Genomic DNA, 20,301 nt, shown 5'->3' on the forward strand with positions numbered 1-20,301 from the left:
GGGGGTGTTCTCTTGCGTCGGGAGCTTCCCGACCGGAGAGGGGTACGTCGTGACGGTGTCGGTGCGCTGGGTTCTGGCGCAGAAGGCGCTCGCCCTCGAACTGCGAGCCGGCGCGGGCGGGCTGGACCGCGAGGTATCGTTCGTGCACACCACGGAACTGTCGGAACCGTTCCGGTGGCTCTCCGGCGGAGAACTGCTGCTCACCACGGGGTTGAGGCTGCCGGTGACGACACCGGAGCGGGTGGCGTACCTCGAGGGACTGCACGACGCCGGTGTGGCGGCGGTGGGGTTCGGCACGGGCCTCTCCTTCGCTGAGGTGCCGTCCGACCTCGTCGAGGCCGCTGATCGGCTGGGTCTGCCCGTCCTCGAGGTCCCCCTGCCCACGCCGTTCGCGGCGGTGGTGACTCTCGTGATGAACCGATTGGCGGAGCAGCAGTACGACGCCGTCGTGCGTGCGTCCCGTGCGCAGCCGCGGATGACCCGCGCCGTGGTCGCCGGGGGCGCCGCCGCGATCGTACGGGAGCTGGCGACGGCCACGTCGTCCGCGGTGGTGCTCCTCGACGACACCGGACGGGTGCTCGAACAGCATCCGCGCGGTGGCGGTTCCGGTGTGCTGGAAGAGATCCGCACCCTCGCAGCCGAACGCGGAACCGTGTCCAGCCGGGTCTCGGTGACCCCGGCGGGCATCTCGATCAGTGTGCAGCGCATCGCCATCGGCTCGGCGACGCACGGCCACGTGGCGGTGGTGGGGCCGGTGCTGGGGAACGTCGACCACATTCTCGTGGGTCACGCGGCGTCACTCCTGGCGCTCGACTTCGAGAAGCCGGCGCGGGTGCAGTCGGCGCAGGACAAGCTCAACTCCGTGGCACTGAGCCTCGTGCTGTCCGATCTCGACGGCCTGGCACCCGTGTGGGCGCAGATCGACCTGGCCGCGGGGGCCGACGGCACCGTGCGCGCCGTGACCGTCGATGCCGACACGCCCTCGCGAGCCCAGCGTGTCGAGGCCGCGATGGCGACCCACAGCGCAGCGGCGGGCCGTCAGCTGTTCGCTCGACGATGGTCGTCGCGGGTGACCCTGGTGGTGCGCGGAACGGACGATTCGACGTTCGCGGCATCGACGATCGCCGGTCTGGAGATCTCGGAACGTCGGCGGCTCCGGGTGGGAATCAGTGCGCCGCATCCTGTTCCGCAGCTCGCGCAGGCGGTGGAGGAGAGTCGGCTGGCGGCGTCGTCCGCCGCGGCGGGCGCCGATCCCGTGGAGTTCGGCTCGTTGGTGGGCGGTGTCCTGTTGGCGCACGCCTCGACGCGTCAGGCCCTCGCGACCGTCGGTGACGCGACCATCGCGCCCCTCGAGAAGTACGACACCGCCAACGGGACCGATCTGGTGGCGTCCCTGCGTGCGTTCCTCGAGGCGAACGGCCACTGGGAGTCGGCGGCCTCGGCCCTCGGGGTGCATCGACACACGTTGCGCAGCAGGGTCTCGCGCATCGAGGCGACGGTGCCGTGCTCCCTCGACGATGCCCGTGTGCGCGCCGAGCTGCTGCTCGCCCTCATCGCACGCGGGACCTGACGGTCAGCCTCGAAGCGCGCTCACGATCACCTCGGCGGTGCGGTGGCCCATGCGCACGGCTCCGTCGACGTGCTGGTACCCCTCGGCCGCGATGTCGGAGCAGGAGAAGTGGATCGGGCCGACCGGGGTGCGGACGTCGCGTCCGTAGCGGTGCAGACCGCCGAGATCGAAGCTGGCCGCGTACGCGCCGCGCGTCCATTCCTCGGTGCCCCAGTCGGACTCGTAGTAGACGACCGGATCGAGCGCCTTCGGTCCGAGATACGTGGCGATCGACTCGAGGATCGTGCGCTTGCGCTCCGCGGCGCCGAGTTCGAACATCGCGTCCGCCTTCTCGTCGGAGACGAAGGCGACGAGGGTGCCACGGGAGTCCTCGTGGTTGGTGTTGTCGTACACCTCCTGGGCGATCTGGGTGGCGCCGAAACCGGTGCCCGACAACCTTTCCTCCCGCCAGAACGGACTGTCGTACACCGCATGCACCTTGATGACGAGACCGAGGGACTGGTGCTGATGCATCTGGTGCTGACGGCGAGGGAGGGGCGGGTCGTACGAGATCCGCGTGTACAGATTCGGCGGCACGGCGACGATCACCCGGCGCGCCGTCACCTCGAGCTTTCCGTCCGCGAGAACGGTCACGCCGTCGTCGGTCCAGCGGATCGTCCGCACCGGCGCGTTCAGGTGCACGTCGTCACCGAGGCGCTCGGCCATGGTGACCGACACCTGCTGCATGCCCTGCACGACGCGCTTGTCGAGAATGAAGCTGTCGTCGACGAGGTTCGAGAACGAGCCTGCCGACGCAGCCATGAGCACGGCCTGCAGCGCAGAGAATGCATGGGCGGGCTTGGTGAGCATCCCGCCCGCGATGAACATGCCGATGTTCGCGGTGGCTTCGGCGTCGTCGGACTGCTGCGCAAGCCATCCCTCGAAGGACACCGTGTCGAGCTCGCGTGCCTGCGGATGGGCCCATGGTTCCTCGGGCCCGATCTCCGCGGCCAGAGTGTCGAGCATCGCGATGAGACGGTCGATCTCCTTCACGGTCGACTCCGCGACGGGGAAGTCCTCGCCGGTATAGCGCGTGGCGACACCCGCGGTGTCGACGTAGACGGACTCGCCCTCGCGGTACCGGTCGAACGTCTCGAGCCCCAACTCGCCGAGCAGGTCGATCAAGGCCGTCTGGTCGGGCGAGACCCACTGGCCGCCCAGCTCGAGCACGGCGCCGTCGATCTCCTTGGTCCAGGTTCGGCCACCCACCCGGTCGCGTGCCTCCAGGACGGCCACGGTGAGGCCGGCCTTCCGCAGCGCGGTGGCGGCGGCTAGACCCGAGGGCCCGGCTCCGACGATGGCGACGTCCCGGTCGACTGAGGGCACGGTGTGGCTCCTGTTCAGGTGGGTTGTGGTCATTCCAGTCTGCCCGGTCCGGCGCAGGCACGCGCAACGCCGAAACGTCGCACACCTGTCGCGTCACCTGGACGCCTCGGCGTGGGGGTCGCGGACGGACTGCCCGAGAATCTGCGTGATCGCAACACTGGTGAGAGCGCGTGCGGTGCTCGACCGTGGAAGGTATGACTTCCACCATTCGCACCTCCGTCGTTCCCTTCGTCGTGGAGGCGTCCGGTACCGGCGTCGCCCAGCACCTCGTCGTCGAGGGCACGGCGGGGCACGAGTTCGACGCCGACGCATACCCGGCCTTCGGCGGCAGGGACGAGGCGCCGAGTCCGTTGTTCTACGCGCTCGGTGCGCTGACCTCCTGCAACCAGGTCACCGCCACCCTCGTCGCCAAGGACCTCGGCATCACGCTGGGCAAGTTCAGCTTCCGTGTGCAGGGTGATCTGGACACCAACGTCCTGGTCAAGGGCGCCGACGGCAACTCGAACTTCGACACCGTCACCGTCGAGGCGACGGTGGAGACCGACGCGACCGGTGACGCGTTCGATCACTTCGTCGCGGAGGTCGAGCGTCGCTGCCCCGTGACGCAGCTGTTCGTGCGCAGCGGTGTGGGCTTCGTGAACACCTGGACGCGCGCCGAGCCGGCCTGACGAGCCATCCCGGGCCTCGCGAGTACGTCCGACGTGTCGTCGCATCGCCGCTGATCACGACACTGTGGACGTACTCGCGGAGAGCCTCCTGCGTGGCTACGCTCCTACGATGATCAGTCGACACGTGAGTGCAGTGATACCCGCGCCGCTCGAGGCCGTGTACGACTATCTGGCCGACGTCGACAACCTCACTGCCTGGGCCGCAGGACTCGCATCGGGCTTCACCCGCGACGGTGATGACTTGCTGGCCGAGTCACCGATGGGCACGGTCCGGGTGCGGTTCGTCCCGCGCAACGCTTTCGGGGTGCTGGATCACGACGTGACGCTGCCCGACGGCACCATCGTGAACAACCCGCTGCGGGTGCTCGCTCATCCGGACGGCTCCGAGGTGGTGTTCACGGTCCGGCAACTGAGCATGACCGACGACGAGTTCGAGCGGGACTGCGCCGCCGTCGCTGCTGATCTGGAGTCCGTGCGGGCGGTCTTCGGCCGACCTCGCTCCGGCACATCGATCACCTGAGCACCTGGATGACGGCAGCGGGATCGTCCGCCATCATCACGTGCCCGGCGTTCGGTATCTCGACGACCTCGACACCGGCCTGACGAAGCCGGCCGGTGTGCGTTGGTTCTCCGTACAGCAGTGTTCTCGGCACGTGGGACGCGAGCAGGATGTCGAGAACGGTGGTGTCCGGCGGGCCCACACAGAGGCCGACAGCACTGCGGTGGAGCGCGACCGGATCGGCCAGCCGAAGCGTCTCCGCCCACGCGGCGTCGGCCCGGGCGATGAGTGACGTCACTCCCTGTGTTGCGAAGTCCTCTTCCGACTGTCCCGCGATCTCGACACTCGCCTCGCCGTCGAAGGGGAGAAGGTTCGGCTCGAGGACGGTCAGTCGTCGTACGAGGTCGGGTCGTGCCCGCGACAGGACGATGGCGATGGATCCACCCATACTGTGTCCGACGACGTCGAGTCCGACGAGTTCGTGCTGATCCAGCATCCGGGCGACGGCGAGCGCGTGATCGTCCAGGGTGTAGCCGTCGGTCGCCACGTCGGCGCTGTCGCCGAATCCGAGCAGATCCGGGAGCAACCGCAGGCGGTCGTCCAGTCCCGCGGCCACGGTCCCGAAGGCAGCGACACCCGCCGACCCGAGACCATGAAGGAACACGGTGGCTCGACGACGTTCGCCCGGCAACACCGCGGTGTGGAGGGTCATGGCGCCGACGCTACCGGGTCTCCTTGACGTGGCAGTACGTCCGGTTCGTCGTAAATGATGGTGCAGCCGGTGTTTTCAGCGCACTCTCAGGTCACGAGTAGTCCCGAGTCGTAGTGTCGACCGGGGTGCGCAGCGGGCGCATCGGTCGTCAGGAGGAAATCATGGCAGGCATCGCCGACAAGTTCGACAAGGCATACGCGGACAAGACGATCGAGGAACTGGCCGACGCGCCGGTCGCGGCCCTCAAGGGCGTCAGCGACGGCGATGCGGAGAAGTTGAAGGCTGCCTTCAACATCACCACGGTGCGCGATCTCGGCACCAACAAGTACTTCCTGTGGGCTCAGGCTGCGGCCACGCTCGCGCAGTAGGACCGTCACTACCCCCCGCGAGTACGTCCGAACTGTCGTGATCCTGGCTCCCACCACGGCAGTATCGGCGTACTCGCGGAGGGTGGTGCAGGGTGCGGTCAGGCGTCCGACCGTCGGCGCCGTCGGACTCGCTTGGTCACCAGCACCACCACCGCCACCGCGATGAGCCCGATGACGACGTACTGGAACACCGAGGCGTAATCCTCGACGTAGTGCCAGTTCTCCCCGAGGAAGTAGCCCGCGAGCACGAAGATCGTGTTCCACAGGAGGCTGCCGAGCGTCGTGTACAGCAGGAACTGCAGGACCGGCATCCCGGACACGCCTGCGGGCACCGAGATGCCGGATCGCACGAGCGGAATCATCCGACCGAAGAACACGGCGGAGCGGCCGTGGCGCACGAACCATTCGTCGGCCTTGGTCAGATCGTCCGTGCTGACGAACGGCATCCTGTCCACGGCGGCGTACATCCGGTCGCGGCCCAGCTTCTTGCCCAGCCAGTAGAGGCCGAGAGCGCCCAGCACCGATCCGAGCGTGGTCCAGAACAGTGCGCTCGCGAGGGAGAAGCCACCCTGCGACGCGGTGAACCCGGCCAGCGGGAGGATGATCTCGCTGGGCAGCGGTGGAAAGAAGTTCTCGGCGGCCACGGCGATGCCGGCGCCCGGCCCGCCGATGCTCTCCATCAGGCTGACGGCCCAGCCTGCGATTCCACCCAGTTCCGTACTGGCGGCAGCGGTGACGGTGTCGCTCATGCCCGCACTTTACCGGGGGTTTACTCCGCGAGAGCCCGCGCGAGGTGGGTGCCGGTGTGCGTCCGGGCCAGAACGAGCTCGTCGACGGTGCCCGTGAACACCACCTCGCCGCCGTCGTGACCCCCGTCGGGACCGAGGTCCACGACCCAGTCGGCGGCCGCGACGACGTCCATGTTGTGCTCGATCACGATGACCGACCGACCCTCGTCGACCATGCCGGACAGCAGTCCGACCAGGTTGTCCACGTCGGACGAGTGCAGTCCGGTGGTGGGCTCGTCGAGCACCAGGACCGGGGAGTTGCCCACCAGTTCCGTCGCCAGCTTGAGGCGCTGACGCTCGCCGCCGGACAGGGACGTCAGGTTCTGGCCCAGGGACAGATAACCGAGACCGACATCACTGCACCGCCGGAGTACGTCGCGCACCTTCTTCACGGTGAAGAATTCGCGGGCCTCGTCGACGGACATGTCGAAGACGTCGGCGATCGAGACGCCGTCGACGGTGTGCTTGATCGCACCGGAGCGGAAGCGTCGACCCTGGCAGGTCTCGCACGTACTCGACACCGGGTCGGTGAAGCCGAGGTCGGTGAAGATCATGCCGGTGCCCTGACAGTCGGGGCAGGCCCCGTCCGAGTTCGGCGAGAACAGCGCTGCGGGTTGTCCCGTTCGCTTGGCGAAGTGTGCACGGATCGGATCGAGCAGTCCGGTGTAGGTGGCGGGTGAGGAGCGGCGCGAACCGCGGATGGGTGCCTGGTCGATGACCACCGCGTCGGGCCGGATGTCGCGGAGGTGGCCGTGGATCAGACTCGACTTGCCCGAGCCCGCGACACCGGTGACCGCCACGAGAACGCCGAGCGGGATGTCCACCGACACGTTCTTCAGATTGTGGCTGTCGGCGTTCTCGATGCGCATCCACCCGTTCGGAGTGCGCGGGGTGCGCCGCGATCGACCGTCTCGACGCAGCGCCGTCCCGGTACGCGTCTCGGACTGCCGCAGTTCGGGCCAGGTGCCCTCGAAGACCACCGTGCCGCCGTGCTTTCCGGCGCCAGGGCCGATCTCGACGATGCGGTCGGCGATGGCCATCACCTCCGCGTCGTGTTCGACGACGAGCACGGTGTTCCCCTTGTCGCGCAACGCGATCAGCATGTCGTTCAGCCGGTGCACGTCGCGCGGGTGCAGCCCGGTGGTGGGCTCGTCGAAGACGTACAGCATGTCGTTGAGCGTGGCGCCGAGGTGGCGCACCATCTTGATGCGCTGGGACTCGCCGCCCGACAGCGAGGACGTCGCACGATCGAGGCTCAGGTACCCGAGTCCGAGATCGACCAGTCGACGGAGCTGTGTCACCACCTCGCGGCGTGGGCCGTCCAGGTCGCCGAGCGCCCACGTGTCCATGACGTCGGCGAGGTCGGAGACCTGCATCGCGAACGCGTCGGGGATCGAGAGTCCCTCGAGCGTCGCGGCGTGCACCGTCTCGTTGAGGCGAGTTCCCCTGCAGGACGGGCACACTCCCCGCGTGACGATACGGTCGTACGCCTCCTTCGACTTGCCCTTCAACGCGTCGGCATCCTTGGAGAGATAGCTTCGACGGAACCGGGAGAGCAGCCCCTCGTACGTCTTGAACACGGCGTCCGGGTTGACCATCTCGACCTCGCCGGGCGACGCGTCGAAGAACAGGTGCCGCTCGCGCGGGGAGTACTGCTCGATTGGAACGTCGAGATCGAACAGTCCCGAATCCGCGTACAGCCGGTAGGGCCACTTGCCGGGCAGGAAGTCCGGGTGCTTGACGGGGCCCTCACGCAACGACTTCGACTGATCCACCAACTCGTCGATGTCGATGACCTTCGCCTCGCCCAACCCCTCGCACTCGGGACACATGCCGGCAGGATCGTTGAACGAGAACGCGTTGGCATAGCCGATGGACGGGGTGACTCCGCGCGACCACAGCATGCGGAGCCAGTCGCCGATGTCGGTGATGGTGCCGACGGTGGAGCGAGGGCTGCCGAAGAGGCGCTTCTGGTCGACGACGACGACGGCCGACAGGTTCGCGATGAGGTCGGCGTCCGGCCGACCGTAGGACGGCAGGAAGGTCTGGGCGAACGCGCTGAACGTGGAGTTGATCTGCCGCTGCGCCTCCGCGGCGATCGTGTCGAACACGAGCGAGCTCTTCCCGGACCCCGAGACCCCGGCGAACACGATCAGCGACCGTTTGGGGAGATCGATGTCGATGTCACGCAGATTGTTCTCCCGCGCGCCGCGCACGGTGATGGTGGACAGAGCGTCGTTCGGTGGCGTCGTCACGCCGTAGGGATACCAGACCGAGCGGACACCCGTCAGCCGGACTGGCCCTGCAACTTGCTCAGTCGGTAGCGCAGCTTGCCCGGACGGTCACGCTCGGTGGTGAGCGAGGAGGTGCGCGCGATGTGGGCCTCGCCGAAGCGGTCCAGCAGGAGGTCGTCCACCATCCGCACCTGACCGGGGCGGTACTGGTAGTCCATGGCCGCCGTCACGTACTCGACTCGTGCGGGGTCGAGGGCCTCCTCGAGTTCCGCGCCCGTCGTGATCCCGTTCGCGTTGACGAGAGTCAGCAGCCACTCGTAGTGACCGCTCCGACTGGGGGTGTAGTCGGGAAGGAGGTCGGTGACGATGGTGCGCAGCTGATCGGCGGTGAGCTGGAGATCCATCCCGCGTGCGGCATCGGCCGCGCGCAGTTCCGTGATCTTCTCCTTGTGGTGCCGATCGGCGAGTTCGAACTGGGCGTCCGCAAGTTCGATCAGCCCCGCCGCGAGCGTGAACGCTCGGTCGATGGTCGGCGAACCCTGCGTGCGGGAGTTCTTGAACCGGATGTCGTGCTCGATCTCCGCCCAGGCGTGCTGCAGCACGGTGCGGATCTGCACCTCGAAGCCGAGGCCGGTGAACTGCTCGCATCCCGCCGGGACGCGGTCGCCGTCCGCACTGAGGATGAGGTGCCGTCCGGCATAGCCGAACACGCCGGACTCCTGGGCGAGGGACGACTTGTCGATGGTCTTGAGCAGCACGAAGTGCTTCGAGATGGCGTCCGCGACGCGGTCGATGTCCGACGTCAGATATGTGATGACGCGGATCCCGACGAGATCGGTAACCTCGGCGAGCGGATCGCTGAACTCGAGCGACCCGTCCTCACGGAGGCGGGCGAACTTGCCGGCAGCGGACTCCACGGACTTGGTACGTGCCTCGACGGCGTCGATGTCGATGTCCGCCTCGGAGACGAACGTCTCGACGGCGGCCGACAGCGCTGCCGTGGCCGCGGCGAAGTGATCCCACCGCGCGCGGTACTCCTCGACGGAGCTGTGCAGCCCTGACGGTGAGGGTGGGGACGACGTGGGGCGCATGGTGGGGATTCTGCCTCACCATGATCGAATGCTCGCGTGACGCTCCGTACGTACCGCGTGGTCGACTGGGACGCGACGCTCCTGATCCTGGCGTCCGCACTGATCCTGCTGGCCGCGTTGATCCTCGGCGTATGGAAATTCCGCCAGATGGCGACGTCCGAGAACGGGCAGGCGCATCCGTACGTGGACATCGCTCACCGGGCGGCGCTGATGTACTCGTTCGCGACTCTGGTCCTGGTGCCGCTGGTGCACTTCGGCGCGTGGCCGACGTGGGTGAATCTGGTCGCGTCGGGGGCTGTCGTCTTCTTCTTCGTCGCTGCGATCGTCAGCTACGTGGTGCACGGATTCCTGCGCGACACCGACAACCAGTTCGTCCGCCCGGTGCCGGGAACGCATGCGTTCATGTATGCGCTCGCGGCCACCGAGATCGGCGGACTACTGGTGTTGATCGTGGGTTTCGTGCGCGGGCCGCTGTTCGTGAGTTAGCGCGCGAGCTCCACGTCGTCGACGAACGGGTCGCCGTTGCGCGGGGCGTCGAACCGCTCCTGGTCCAGGATGCCTTCGCGCTTGGCGACGATGGCCGGGATCAGCGCCTGGCCGGTGACGTTGACGGCGGTGCGACCCATGTCGACGATCGGCTCGACCGCGAGCAGCAGACCGACACCGGCGAGCGGCAGGCCGAGCGTGGACAGCGTCAGGGTCAGCATGACCGTGGCACCGGTGGTGCCCGCCGTCGCCGCGGAACCGATCACGGAGACGACCACGATGAGCAGATAGTCGGTGATCGTGAGATCGACGCCGTAGAACTGGGCGACGAAGATCGCGGCGATGGCCGGGTAGATGGCCGCGCAGCCGTCCATCTTGGTGGTGGCGCCGAGCGGAACCGCGAACGACGCGTACTCGCGGGGCACACCGAGATTGCGCTCGGTGACGCGCTGGGTCAGCGGCAGGGTGCCGATGGACGAGCGGGAGACGAAGCCGAGCTGCGTCGCGGGCCACACGCCCGAGTAGAAGTTGCGGATCGAGAGACCGTGCGCCCGAACAATGATCGGGTAGACGACGAAGAACACGATGGCGAGTCCGAAGTACACCGAGACCGTGAAGACACCCAGCGAGCCGATCGCGTCCCAGCCGTACGTGGCGACGGCGTTGGCGATGAGCGCCGCCGTACCGATGGGGGCCAACCGGATGATCCACCACAGCACCTTCTGCACGATCGCGAGCAGAGAGGCGTTGAACGTCAGGAACGGCTCGGCCGCCTTGCCCACCTTCAGCGCGGCGATACCGATCGCCGCGGCGACGACGAGCAGCTGCAGGATGTTGAAGTTCAGTGTGGTGCTCAGCGCACCCTCGGTCTCGCTGGTGCGGGCGCCGAGCGCCAGGAAGTTGTTGGGGACGAGGCCGGTGAGGAACGACCACCACGACCCTGTGCTCGACGGTTCCTTCCCGAGATCTGGCGAGACGCCGGTGCGCGAACCCGGTTGCGCGACAAGCCCGATGATGATGCCGACGATCACGGCGATGAACGCGGTGATCGCGAACCAGAGCAGGGTCTGGCCCGCCAGGCGTGCCGCGTTGGTGACGGCGCGCAGGTTGGCGATGGAGCTGACGATGGCCGTGAACACGAGGGGCACCACGGCGACGGTGAGCAGTTTGACGTAGCTCGATCCGATGGTCGACACCGTCTCGACGAGCCAGTTGGGGTTGCCGTCGGCGGCGTCGGGCATGGATCGGGCGATCAGTCCGACAATGACGCCGAGGATCAACCCGGCGACGATCTGGGGCCCGAACGACGTGAGCCAGTGCGGCAGTCGACGGGTGGGGGCAGCGCTGGGCGCGGACATGGTGGTGCCTTCCGAGAATGCTGGGGCGGCCGAGAACAACGGCCGAGAAAAAGGGTGCGCGGTGGACAAGTGGACCGGGGAGGAACACGGTCTATCGACAGATGGCGCTGGCCTGCAGGCGAAGGTCGACGTAGCGACGCGAGGTCAGGAGCAAGGGCACTCGGACGATGCTACGCCCGTGCCCGGGTCAGCTGACGCCGAGCCAGCGCAGGCCCGCGGTGACTGCCGCTGCGGCGACGACCACGAGCACGAAAGGCGCTCTGCGCCAGGCGAGAACAGCGGCGACGAGGACCCCGGCGGGGAGTGCGAGGCCCGCGTCACGGGGAAACGTCGAGGTCGCGACGAGGGCGACGAACACGACGGCGACCGCCGTGGTCATCGACTTCTCGGCCGGCGCGGACAGTTCCCGGCGCCCGCGCAGCGCGATCCCGATCAGGCGGAACGCGAACGTGCCGACGGCGAGTGCGGCGACACCCGCGAGAATGGCCCCGGTGCTCACGAGGCGTCGTTCCTACGCCCGTGTCGGAGCACGAACGGCATGACGGCGATCAGGGCGAGTACCACGGAGACGCCGGCGGGCACCACGACCCCAGCGGCGACGGCGACCACGGCGCCGACACCCGCGGCGATGCGTGTCACGCGATCGCGCAGGGAGGGCATCACGAGTGCGAGCAGGACGGCAGGAAAGGCGGCGTCGAGTCCGAGCGACTCCGCGCTCTCCACGCCGGCGCCGAGGCCCACACCGGCCAGCACGCCCAGATTCCACGCGAGGAAGAGGAACGCGCCGCAGAACCAGAACGAGAGGGTCCTGCCCCGCCTGGTGGTCGAGGCCATCGAGAAGGCGACCGACTCGTCGGTGACCAGATGGGCCCCGAGCAGTCGTGCGGCGGGTCGGTCACCGAGCAGCGGTGCCACCGAGAAGCTGAGGGGAAGCAGTCTGCCGTTGATGAGGAGTGCGCTGGAGACGGCCGCCAGAACGCTGCCGCCGCCGGTGAGCACTCCGACGAAGACGAACTGCGAGGCGCCCGCGAAGACCGCGATCGACAGGAGGCAGGGGAGCCACCACGGCAGATCGGAGGCGACGGCGATCGCACCGAGCGAGGCACCGACCAGGGCGTCGGCCAGGCACACCACGGCAATGTCCCGCACCGCCACGTCGGGGTCGTCCCGGAGCGTGAGCCACAGGGGTGTTCGCCATATCGAACGCATGGTGCTCATCGTGAACGGTCGCGGTGCCGTTCGTCAAGGCGAACAAGGGGAGTGTGAGACGAACACTGTGGCATCATGCAGTCATGTCCGACAGCGCACCCATCGCCGCGATCGCCGCGTCGCTCGTCCGGGAGCGTCGACGTACGGGCCTGTCTCTCGCCGAGGTGGCCCGGCGCGCGGGTATCGCGAAGTCGACCCTCTCCCAGCTAGAGTCGGGAACGGGCAATCCCAGCGTCGAGACGCTGTGGGCTCTGAGCGTGACGCTGAACGTGCCCTTCGCGCGCCTGGTGGAACCGCCGCGGCAGGAGGTCCGCCTGGTACGACGCGGTGAGGGTCCGTCGATCGCCGCGGAGTCGTCGGACTACACCGCGACACTGCTGTCGTCCTGCCCACCGACCGCGCGCCGCGACCTGTACCTGCTCGCCGCCGAGGTGGGGACGCCCCGGCTGTCCGATCCGCACATGCACGGGGTGATCGAACACGTGGTGGTGTCGTCCGGCCGGGCGGTGTGCGGGCCGGTGGACGCGACCGAGGAGCTGGGGCCGGGGGACTACCTGTCCTACCCCGGCGACGTGCCCCACGTGTTCGAGGCACTCGAGAACGGGACGACTGCGGTGATGGTCACCGAGCAGTACTGATCGAGGCCAGATCCGCTGTGATCGGCAGGCGATTGCTCAGCAACGCGCACAGCAGGATTCGCGCCTGGGCGGGACTGAGGTCGCCCGCGGACACCGCACCGGCACGTACCAGGTCGGCGCCCCCTCCGCCGCCGCCGTAAGTGGTGACGACACCGCCGGACGGCACCCGCGTCGACAACATCACCGGGACACCGGCATCGGTACACCGGCGCACAGCGTCGACGACGGCGGCGTTCGCATTGCCCGCGCCCATCGCCTGCAGCACGATCCCGTCGGTGCGGGCGGACCGCAGGGCGTCGATGACGAGTCCGTCGACACCCGGGTAGAGCGCGACCACGTCGACCCGGATCCCGTCGATCGAACTGTCCGGCAGCGTCTCCCGCGGAACCGGGTCCACCGCCGGCGTTCCGGAGTAGGCATCGAGCGCGGTCGTGTGCGATTTCCGTACCCCGCGGGCCCGGAGAACGCGCGGGCCGAAGGCGACGAGTACACCGTGGCCCCGTCGCTCGGGATCGGCGGCCACGCGGAGCGCCGACTCGACGTTGTGCGGGCCGTCGCTCTCGACGTGGTCCGCGGTGCGTTGGGCGCCGGTGATCACGACGGGGCGAACGTCGGTGTGGGAGAGATCGATCAGCATCGCCGTCTCCTCGAGGGAGTCGGTGCCGTGCAGGACGACGACACCGCTCACCGCGTCGTCACGCAGCGCCTCGGTGACGGCGCCGCGGACGGTGTCCATGTCGAGGAGCGACATCGCGGCACTGTCGACGCACAGGACGTCGGTGACTCGGACCCGGACTCCCACGCGGAGTCCGGCATCCACCAGGACGTCGTGGGCGTGACGGCCCGTGGTGCTGACACCGTCGGGGCCTACGCGGCTGGCGATGGTTCCGCCGGTGGTCAGGACGACGACCGTCGGCAGTGCGGGTGAACTCATCGGGCGACCGTTCCCCCTCCCGCACGGGCGCGCTCGCGGGCGAGCCGCTCGATGCCCGGGCGCGCTGCGTGCCAGCCGATGACCAGCGCGGGAACGATGACCAGGAGGGAGGCGAGCGTCCAGGTGCCGATCGGGTAGTCGAAGCCCATCAGGACCAGGACGACCACCAGGAAGACGAGGGTGGCGATGCCGGTGTACGGGGCGCCGAACAACCGGAAGGACGGCCGCGTCACCACGCCCTCCTTCGACAGGTGCCAGAGCTTGAGCTGGCACAACACGATCATGGCCCAGGCGCTGACGATGCCGAGCGCGGCGAGATTGAGCACGATCTCGAACGCCTGCTCGGGCACCACCGCGTTCAGCACCACTCCGAGCAGGGTAACCGCTGCCGTGAGCAGGATCCCGCCGTAGGGCACGCCGGCCTTGCTCATCTTCATCGCGAAGCGCGGCGCGCTGCCCGCCGCGGCCATCGATCGGAGGATGCGACCGGTCGAGTAGAGCCCGGCATTGAGCGAGGACAGCGCCGCCGTCAGGACGATGAGGTTCATGGCGGTGTCCGCGCCCTCGACTCCGATCGAGCCGAAGAACGTGACGAACGGGCTCTCACCCGCGCGGTAGGCGGAGTAGGGCAGCAGGAGCGACAGCAGCAGCACGGACCCGACGTAGAAGACCGCGATGCGGATGATGACGGTGTTGATCGCCTTCGGAATGACCTTCTCGGGGTTCGGCGTCTCGCCCGCGGCGGTGCCGACCAGCTCGATGGAGGCGTAGGCGAACACGACGCCCTGGATGATGACGACGGCGGGCAGCAGACCGTTGGGGATCAGCCCGCCGTTGTCGGCGATCATCGACAGGCCCTGCTCCTGGTTCGGTGTCCCCTTGACGAGGAGATAGAGGCCGATGCACAGGAACGCCACCAGGGCGAGCACCTTGATCAGGGCGAACCAGAACTCCAGCTCGCCGAAGACCCTGACCGACACCAGGTTCAGCGACAGAACCAGCAGCAGTGCAGCGAGGGCGAAGACCCACTGCGGTACCGACGCGATCGGGTCCCAGTAGCGGCCGAAGAAGTTCATGTACAACGCCACCGCGGTCACGTCGACGACGGCGGTCATCGACCAGTTGAGCCAGTACAGCCACCCGGAGACGAAGGCGGCCTTCTCCCCGAAGAACTCGCGAGCGTAGGACACGAAGGACCCGGACGTGGGCCGGTGCAGCACCAGTTCGCCGAGCGCCCGAAGGATGAGGAAAGCGAAGAACCCGCACACCGCGTACGCGATGACGAGTGCCGGGCCGGCCTGCGCGAGACGCCCACCTGCACCCATGAAGAGGCCGGTTCCGATGGCGCCGCCGATGGCGATCATCTGGACCTGCCGCGTTTTCAGGCCTTTGTGATAGCCGTCGTTCTCGGCGGCGTGGAGGGCGTCGTCGGCGCCGTGCTGATCGGTGGTCGTGGTCATCGGGTCCTCAGTTCTGGAGGTTCGCGAGATGTTCGGGGCGGAGCAGTTCTTCGAGACGTGTCGCTGTCAGGAGGCCGCGTTCGAGCACCAGCTCCGCGACTCCACGTCCGCTCTCGAGTGCCTCCTTGGCGATCTCGGTCGCGGCCTGGTACCCGATGTGCGGGTTGAGTGCCGTGACCAGTCCGATGGAGTGTTCGACGCTGTCTCGCAGGTGGGCCTCGTGCGCGGTGATCCCCACGACGCACTTGTCCGCGAGCGTCCGGCAGGCCGCACCCAGGTGCGTCATGCCGGAGGTGAGCGACTCCATGATGATGGGCTCGAAGGCGTTGAGCTGCAGCTGACCTGCCTCGGCCGCCATCGTGATGGTGACGTCCTGGCCGATGACCTGGAAGGCCACCTGGTTGAGCACCTCGGGGATGACGGGGTTGACCTTGCCGGGCATGATCGACGAGCCCGCCTGTACTGCGGGCAGGTCGATCTCGCCGAACCCTGCACGCGGTCCCGAGGAGAGGAGTCGAAGGTCGTTGCACACCTTCGACAGCTTCACGGCGCACCGCTTGAGTACTCCCGAGAGATGCACGAACTGACCGACGTCCTGCGTGGCCTCGACGAGATCCGTCGCGCTGACGAGGGGGAGTGCGGTGATCTCGCGGAGGTGCCGGACCGCTGCCTCGCGGTAGCCGGGGGCGGCGTTGAGTCCGGTGCCGATCGCGGTGGCGCCGATGTTGATCTCGTGCACCAACAGTGACGCCTCCTCGAGGCGGGCGCGGTCCTCGTCGATCATGACGGCGAACGTGCCGAACTCCTGGCCCAGTGTCATCGGCACGGCGTCCTGCAACTGGGTCCTGCCCATCTTGACGATGGCGCGGAACTCCTCTGCCTTCGCGCGGAAGGCGTCCTGCAGGATGCGCATCGACTCGGACAGGTCGGCCACCGCGAGGATCGTCGCGATGTTGCAGGCGGTGGGGTAGACGTCGTTGGTCGACTGGCCGAGGTTGACGTGCTCGTTGGGGTGCAGGTGCGCGTACTCGCCGGGACGGTGGCCGAGCAGCACCAGCGCGCGGTTGGCGATCACCTCGTTGGCGTTCATGTTGGTCGACGTGCCTGCGCCGCCCTGGATCACGTCGACGACGAACTGGTCGTGCCACCGGCCGTCCAGGATCTCGCGGGCGGCCTGCAGGATCGCGTCGCCGCGCACCTCGTCGAGAAGACCCAGTTCGATGTTGGCCGCCGCGGCCGCGTACTTCACGGCGGCGAGCGCGCGGATCAGCTTGGTGTTCGACGAGATCGGTCGTCCGGTGATGGGGAAGTTCTCGGTGGCGCGCAGAGTGTGGATGCCCCACAGCACGTCGGCGGGCACCTCGCGCTCTCCCAGCAGGTCGTGCTCGGTACGGGTGGCGGCCACGGCGTTCTCCTTCGCTTGCTGTCAGGCTGTCTGACAGGTTGAGTGTGAACCACGGCACAGTGGATGTCAACGGTGATCTGTCGGAGCCGGGCGCTACGGTCGGGTCGACACCGGACCTCACGGTCGGTGGGACACCACGACGTTCCAGGAGGGCCACGTGCTCGAGCTCCACCGCGCCGAACGCGCGAGCACGTTGGCCACCGGTCTCGCGACGCTGCTCGCCGAGCCCCTCGCCGACACCTTCGCCGCAGACGTCGTCGCGGTCCCGGCGAAGGGCGTGGAGCGGTGGCTCCGACAACGGCTCTCCCTCTCGTTGGGGGCGGCAGGAGTGTCGGACGGCATCGCGGCGAACATCGACTTCCCGTCGCCCGGCCGCCTGGTCGACGACGTCCTGGCCGTGGTGACGGGCGTGGACGCCGACTCGGATCCGTGGGCCGCGGACCCGTTGCTGTGGACTGTCCTACGCGTGATCGACGAGTGTTCGACCGAACCCTGGTGCTCGGTTCTCTCCCGGAGCATCGGCGGTGCGGCGGCGGCGCCCGACGATCACCGCCGTGGTCGACGCTGGTCCACCGCGTCCCACGTGTCCGGGCTCTTCCGTTCGTATGCCGCACAACGGCCCTCGATGATCGTCGACTGGGCGGCCGGTGCCGACACGGACGGCGCCGGTGCCCCGCTCGCGCCGGATCTCCTGTGGCAGGCGGAGCTGTGGCGCCGGGTGCGGGAGCGCATCGGGGTGCCCAGCCCCGCGGAGAGACTGGACCCGGTCTGCGACGCCCTCGCCGAGGACGGGTCGGTGCTCGATCTTCCGTCGCGCCTGTCCCTGTTCGGGGCGACCCGTCTCACCACCCTGCAGCGACGCGTGCTGCGGGCGGTGGCCGATCACCGCGACGTCCATCTGTGGCTGCCACACCCCAGCCCGGTCTCGTGGGCTGCGACGTCCCGGCGTGCGGGCGCCGGGTCGGTGCGGCGTGTCGACGCGCCGCCGGTGTCGACGGCGGGTCATCCCCTGCTGGTGAGCCTCGGCCGCGACGTGCGCGAGTTGCAACCGCTTCTCGAACCGACGGCCGATGCGGACCGCCATCTCCCCGATCCGGAGCGGTCCGACGCGCGGCGTGTCGAGGCGTCGACGACGGTCCTGAGGCGGATGCAGAACGACATCGTGGCCGACCGCGCCCCGGCCGCGCCCGACGTCCCGGGGATGGACGACAGCGTGCAGATCCACGCCTGCCACGGCCCCGCCCGGCAGGTCGACGTGCTGCGCGACACCTTGCTGCACCTCTTCCAGGACGATCCGACGCTCGAACCGCGCGACGTCCTGATCATGTGCCCGGACGTGGACACCTTCGCTCCGCTCGTGCGAGCGGCCTTCGGGAACGAGGGCGCGGTGGGCGATCCCTCGGCGCACCCGGCGCGCGGACTCCGCGTGCGGCTGGCGGATCGGGGGCTCCGGCGCACCAATCCCGTGCTCGACGTGATCGCGGCGATGATCGAGATGGCAGGGGACCGCGTCACCGCGTCGCAGATGCTCGATCTCGCTGCGTCCGAGGCTGTGCGGACCCGGTTCCGCTTCTCCGACGACGATCTCGAACGGCTCGCCGAGTGGACACGGGTGTCCGGTGCGCGTTGGGGCATCGACTCTGTGCAGCGAGAGTTGTTCGGTCTGGGCGACTTTCGTCAGAACACGTTCACCGCGGCCATGGACCGACTGCTGCTCGGCGCCGCTGCCGACGAGACCACGGGGGACTGGCTGGGCCTGGCTCTTCCCGTGGACGACGTCGACGGGAACGACATCGATCTCGCCGGTCGGTACGCAGAACTGGTCGACCGGGTCTCTGTCGTGTTGCGCGGTATGCGGGGCGAGCATCCGGTCCGGACGTGGCGCGCGAGCCTGATCCGAGCGATCGACCTGCTCACCGAGGTCGGGCCGGCAGACGTCCGACATCGGGTCGACGCGCTGCGGGAACTGTCCGCCGCGCTGGAACACGGTGACGACATCTCCCTGCAGCTCGCCGACATCCGGTCGATGTTGCGCGATCGCCTGGCCGGGCGCCCGACGCGATCGAACTTCCGCACCGGAGAACTGACGGTGTGCACCATGGTCCCGATGCGGTCGGTGCCGCACAGGGTGGTGGTGTTGCTCGGGCTCGACGACGACGTCTTCCCGCGCGCCGGCCACCTCGACGGCGACGACGTCCTCGCACGCGGTGCGCTGATCGGCGAGCGTGACATCCGCAGCGAGGACCGTCAGCTGCTGCTCGACGCCCTCATGTCGGCCGGCGAGAAACTGGTTCTCTTCCACACCGGGGCGAATCCGGTGTCGGGTGCCCACGAACCTCCCGCCATCCCGTTGTCCGAGGTCATCGAGGTCGTGGCGGCCACGGCGGGGGTCGAGAACAACCGCGCGGTCACGCGGCACCCGCTGCAGCCGTTCGATCCGTCGATCTTCAACGGCAGCGCTCCCGCCGGGTTCGACAGTGCCGCGCTCGCGGGCGCGGTGGCGGCGAGCGCTCCCTTCGTGCCGCGGCAGCCGTTCCTCGACGGTCCGCTTCCAGCGCGTGACTCCGCGGACGTGGCGTTGGCGGAGCTGGTGGCGTTCGTGCAGAGCCCCGTCACCGCGTTCGTGCGGCAGCGATTGAAGGTGGGTCTGTCGGGGCGGGACGACGACGTCGTCGACGCCCTCGCCGTGGAGCTGGACGCGCTGTCGGCCTGGGACATCGGAGAGCGCATGCTGTCGGCGCTCCTGACCGGTGTGGAACTGGCCGACTTCCGGGCCGCGGAATGGCGCCGCGGAACGCTGCCGCCCTTCGCCCAGGGTGCGCGCCTGCTCGAGCAGATCGAGAACGACGTGGTGCCCATCGCCGACGCGGCGGCCGAGATCCACGTCGGGCCGCCGGAGAGTGTGGACGTCGTCGTGGATCTGGACGGGGGGCGGCGGCTCACCGGCACCGTTCCCGGGGTGCACGGCACCACCGTGGCGCGCACGTCCTATTCGAGGATGGCACCGAAGCGGCGACTGGAGGCCTGGATCCACCTGCTGGCGGTCGCGGCGCAGAGCGGCTCGGACGGGTGGACGGCGGTCACCACCGCGCGGGGTCGGTCCTCACGGCCCGTGTCGCGGTCGACCCTCACGACACCCGAGGACGCCCGCGCGGTTCTGGCAGAGCTGGCGGACCTGCGTGACCGCGGTCTGCGCGAGCCACTGCCCCTGGCGCTGAAGTCCGGGGAGGCGTACGCCACCAGAGTCGTTCGGGGAAGCAGCGAGGAGATGGCCCTCGCGGCGGCAGCTCAGCAGTTCTCGGATCGGTTCGGCGACGTCACGGAGCCGGCGGTACTTCTGGTGCACGGAAGCGGAGTCGACTTCGGGCAGTGGACAGCGATTCCTCCGGCCGCCGACGAGGTGGCGTGGTCGGCCGACGGCACGCGCTTCGGTGTGCTCGCGCGACGAGTGTGGCAGCCGTTGCTCACCCACGAGAGCATGGAGCAGCGATGAGCGCTCCCGAAGGTATGGAGCAG

The 20,301-nt window shown here is 68.7% G+C and carries 18 protein-coding genes; 7 read left to right on the forward strand and 11 right to left on the reverse strand.

From position 1 onward, the window contains the following. The first annotated feature begins 49 nt into the window (after positions 1-49). Positions 50-1,570, forward strand: coding sequence for a PucR family transcriptional regulator (locus tag J4E04_RS05450; protein ID WP_490150099.1), 1,521 nt, complete (start codon positions 50-52; stop codon positions 1,568-1,570). Between the two features lie 3 nt (positions 1,571-1,573). Here J4E04_RS05450 and J4E04_RS05455 read toward each other — a convergent pair whose 3' ends face one another. Continuing rightward, the gene (locus tag J4E04_RS05455) at positions 1,574-2,935 is read right to left on the reverse strand and encodes a flavin monoamine oxidase family protein (RefSeq protein ID WP_490150100.1); all 1,362 of its coding nucleotides are present in this window, start codon (positions 2,933-2,935) and stop codon (positions 1,574-1,576) included. A gap of 194 nt (positions 2,936-3,129) precedes the next feature. On the opposite strand from J4E04_RS05455, the gene J4E04_RS05460 reads away from it, so the two are divergent. Both J4E04_RS05460 and J4E04_RS05465 read left to right on the forward strand, forming a co-directional pair. Then, positions 3,130-3,603 (forward strand): OsmC family protein, encoded by a 474-nt coding sequence (locus J4E04_RS05460; protein ID WP_490150101.1) that lies wholly within the window; start codon positions 3,130-3,132, stop codon positions 3,601-3,603. 109 nt (positions 3,604-3,712) lie between these two features. Further along, positions 3,713-4,123 (forward strand): SRPBCC family protein, encoded by a 411-nt coding sequence (locus J4E04_RS05465; protein WP_490150102.1) that lies wholly within the window; start codon positions 3,713-3,715, stop codon positions 4,121-4,123. Here J4E04_RS05465 and J4E04_RS05470 read toward each other — a convergent pair. After that, positions 4,116-4,814: an alpha/beta fold hydrolase gene (locus J4E04_RS05470; protein ID WP_490150103.1), complete on the reverse strand. Its 699-nt coding sequence runs from the start codon at positions 4,812-4,814 to the stop codon at positions 4,116-4,118. The genes J4E04_RS05465 and J4E04_RS05470 overlap by 8 nt on opposite strands. A 161-nt stretch (positions 4,815-4,975) precedes the next feature. On the opposite strand from J4E04_RS05470, the gene J4E04_RS05475 reads away from it, so the two are divergent. Continuing rightward, a complete protein-coding gene (locus J4E04_RS05475) occupies positions 4,976-5,182 on the forward strand; it encodes a hypothetical protein (RefSeq protein WP_027504928.1) in 207 nt (68 codons plus the stop codon). Between the two features lie 98 nt (positions 5,183-5,280). Here the strand turns inward: J4E04_RS05475 and J4E04_RS05480 are convergent, their stop codons facing one another. Genes J4E04_RS05480 through J4E04_RS05490 form a run of 3 tightly spaced genes read right to left on the reverse strand, consistent with a single transcriptional unit; the run spans position 5,281 to position 9,295 of the window. Further along, a complete protein-coding gene (locus J4E04_RS05480; RefSeq protein WP_222645872.1) occupies positions 5,281-5,931 on the reverse strand; it encodes a DedA family protein in 651 nt (216 codons plus the stop codon). Between the two features lie 20 nt (positions 5,932-5,951). Beyond that, a complete protein-coding gene (locus J4E04_RS05485; protein WP_490150104.1) occupies positions 5,952-8,225 on the reverse strand; it encodes an ATP-binding cassette domain-containing protein in 2,274 nt (757 codons plus the stop codon). A gap of 32 nt (positions 8,226-8,257) precedes the next feature. Next, the gene (locus tag J4E04_RS05490) at positions 8,258-9,295 is read right to left on the reverse strand and encodes a GTP pyrophosphokinase (RefSeq protein ID WP_490150105.1); all 1,038 of its coding nucleotides are present in this window, start codon (positions 9,293-9,295) and stop codon (positions 8,258-8,260) included. A 36-nt stretch (positions 9,296-9,331) separates the two neighbouring features. Between J4E04_RS05490 and J4E04_RS05495 the strand changes: the two genes are divergently transcribed. Beyond that, entirely contained in the window at positions 9,332-9,781 is a 450-nt protein-coding gene (locus J4E04_RS05495; RefSeq protein ID WP_222651226.1) for a hypothetical protein, read from the forward strand. Here J4E04_RS05495 and J4E04_RS05500 read toward each other — a convergent pair. From J4E04_RS05500 to J4E04_RS05510, 3 genes are all read right to left on the reverse strand, one after another. Continuing rightward, positions 9,778-11,139 (reverse strand): dicarboxylate/amino acid:cation symporter, encoded by a 1,362-nt coding sequence (locus J4E04_RS05500; RefSeq protein WP_490150106.1) that lies wholly within the window; start codon positions 11,137-11,139, stop codon positions 9,778-9,780. The two genes, J4E04_RS05495 and J4E04_RS05500, sit on opposite strands and share 4 nt — an antisense overlap. Positions 11,140-11,326: 187 nt before the next feature. Then, positions 11,327-11,638 carry an AzlD domain-containing protein gene (locus J4E04_RS05505; protein WP_222632771.1) on the reverse strand — a complete coding sequence of 104 codons (312 nt, stop codon included), beginning with the start codon at positions 11,636-11,638 and terminating at the stop codon, positions 11,327-11,329. Further along, positions 11,635-12,357: an AzlC family ABC transporter permease gene (locus J4E04_RS05510; RefSeq protein ID WP_490150107.1), complete on the reverse strand. Its 723-nt coding sequence runs from the start codon at positions 12,355-12,357 to the stop codon at positions 11,635-11,637. The genes J4E04_RS05505 and J4E04_RS05510 overlap by 4 nt, the downstream gene beginning before the upstream one ends. A gap of 74 nt (positions 12,358-12,431) precedes the next feature. On the opposite strand from J4E04_RS05510, the gene J4E04_RS05515 reads away from it, so the two are divergent. Further along, complete coding sequence (locus tag J4E04_RS05515) at positions 12,432-12,986, forward strand: helix-turn-helix domain-containing protein (protein ID WP_056448549.1); 555 nt, start codon at positions 12,432-12,434, stop codon at positions 12,984-12,986. Here J4E04_RS05515 and J4E04_RS05520 read toward each other — a convergent pair. The 3 genes from J4E04_RS05520 to J4E04_RS05530 are packed head-to-tail and all read right to left on the reverse strand — an operon-like array spanning position 12,970 to position 16,785. After that, a complete protein-coding gene (locus J4E04_RS05520) occupies positions 12,970-13,920 on the reverse strand; it encodes an asparaginase (RefSeq protein ID WP_490150108.1) in 951 nt (316 codons plus the stop codon). The two genes, J4E04_RS05515 and J4E04_RS05520, sit on opposite strands and share 17 nt — an antisense overlap. Next, positions 13,917-15,380, reverse strand: coding sequence for an amino acid permease (locus tag J4E04_RS05525; RefSeq protein ID WP_490150109.1), 1,464 nt, complete (start codon positions 15,378-15,380; stop codon positions 13,917-13,919). Before J4E04_RS05525 ends, J4E04_RS05520 begins: the two co-directional genes overlap by 4 nt. A gap of 7 nt (positions 15,381-15,387) precedes the next feature. After that, a complete protein-coding gene (locus tag J4E04_RS05530; protein ID WP_027504938.1) occupies positions 15,388-16,785 on the reverse strand; it encodes an aspartate ammonia-lyase in 1,398 nt (465 codons plus the stop codon). Between the two features lie 157 nt (positions 16,786-16,942). On the opposite strand from J4E04_RS05530, the gene recC reads away from it, so the two are divergent. Continuing rightward, complete coding sequence (recC, locus tag J4E04_RS05535; protein WP_490150110.1) at positions 16,943-20,278, forward strand: exodeoxyribonuclease V subunit gamma; 3,336 nt, start codon at positions 16,943-16,945, stop codon at positions 20,276-20,278. The last annotated feature ends 23 nt before the right edge of the window (positions 20,279-20,301 follow it).

It is taken from the genome of Rhodococcus sp. NFXS4, assembly GCF_058139645.1.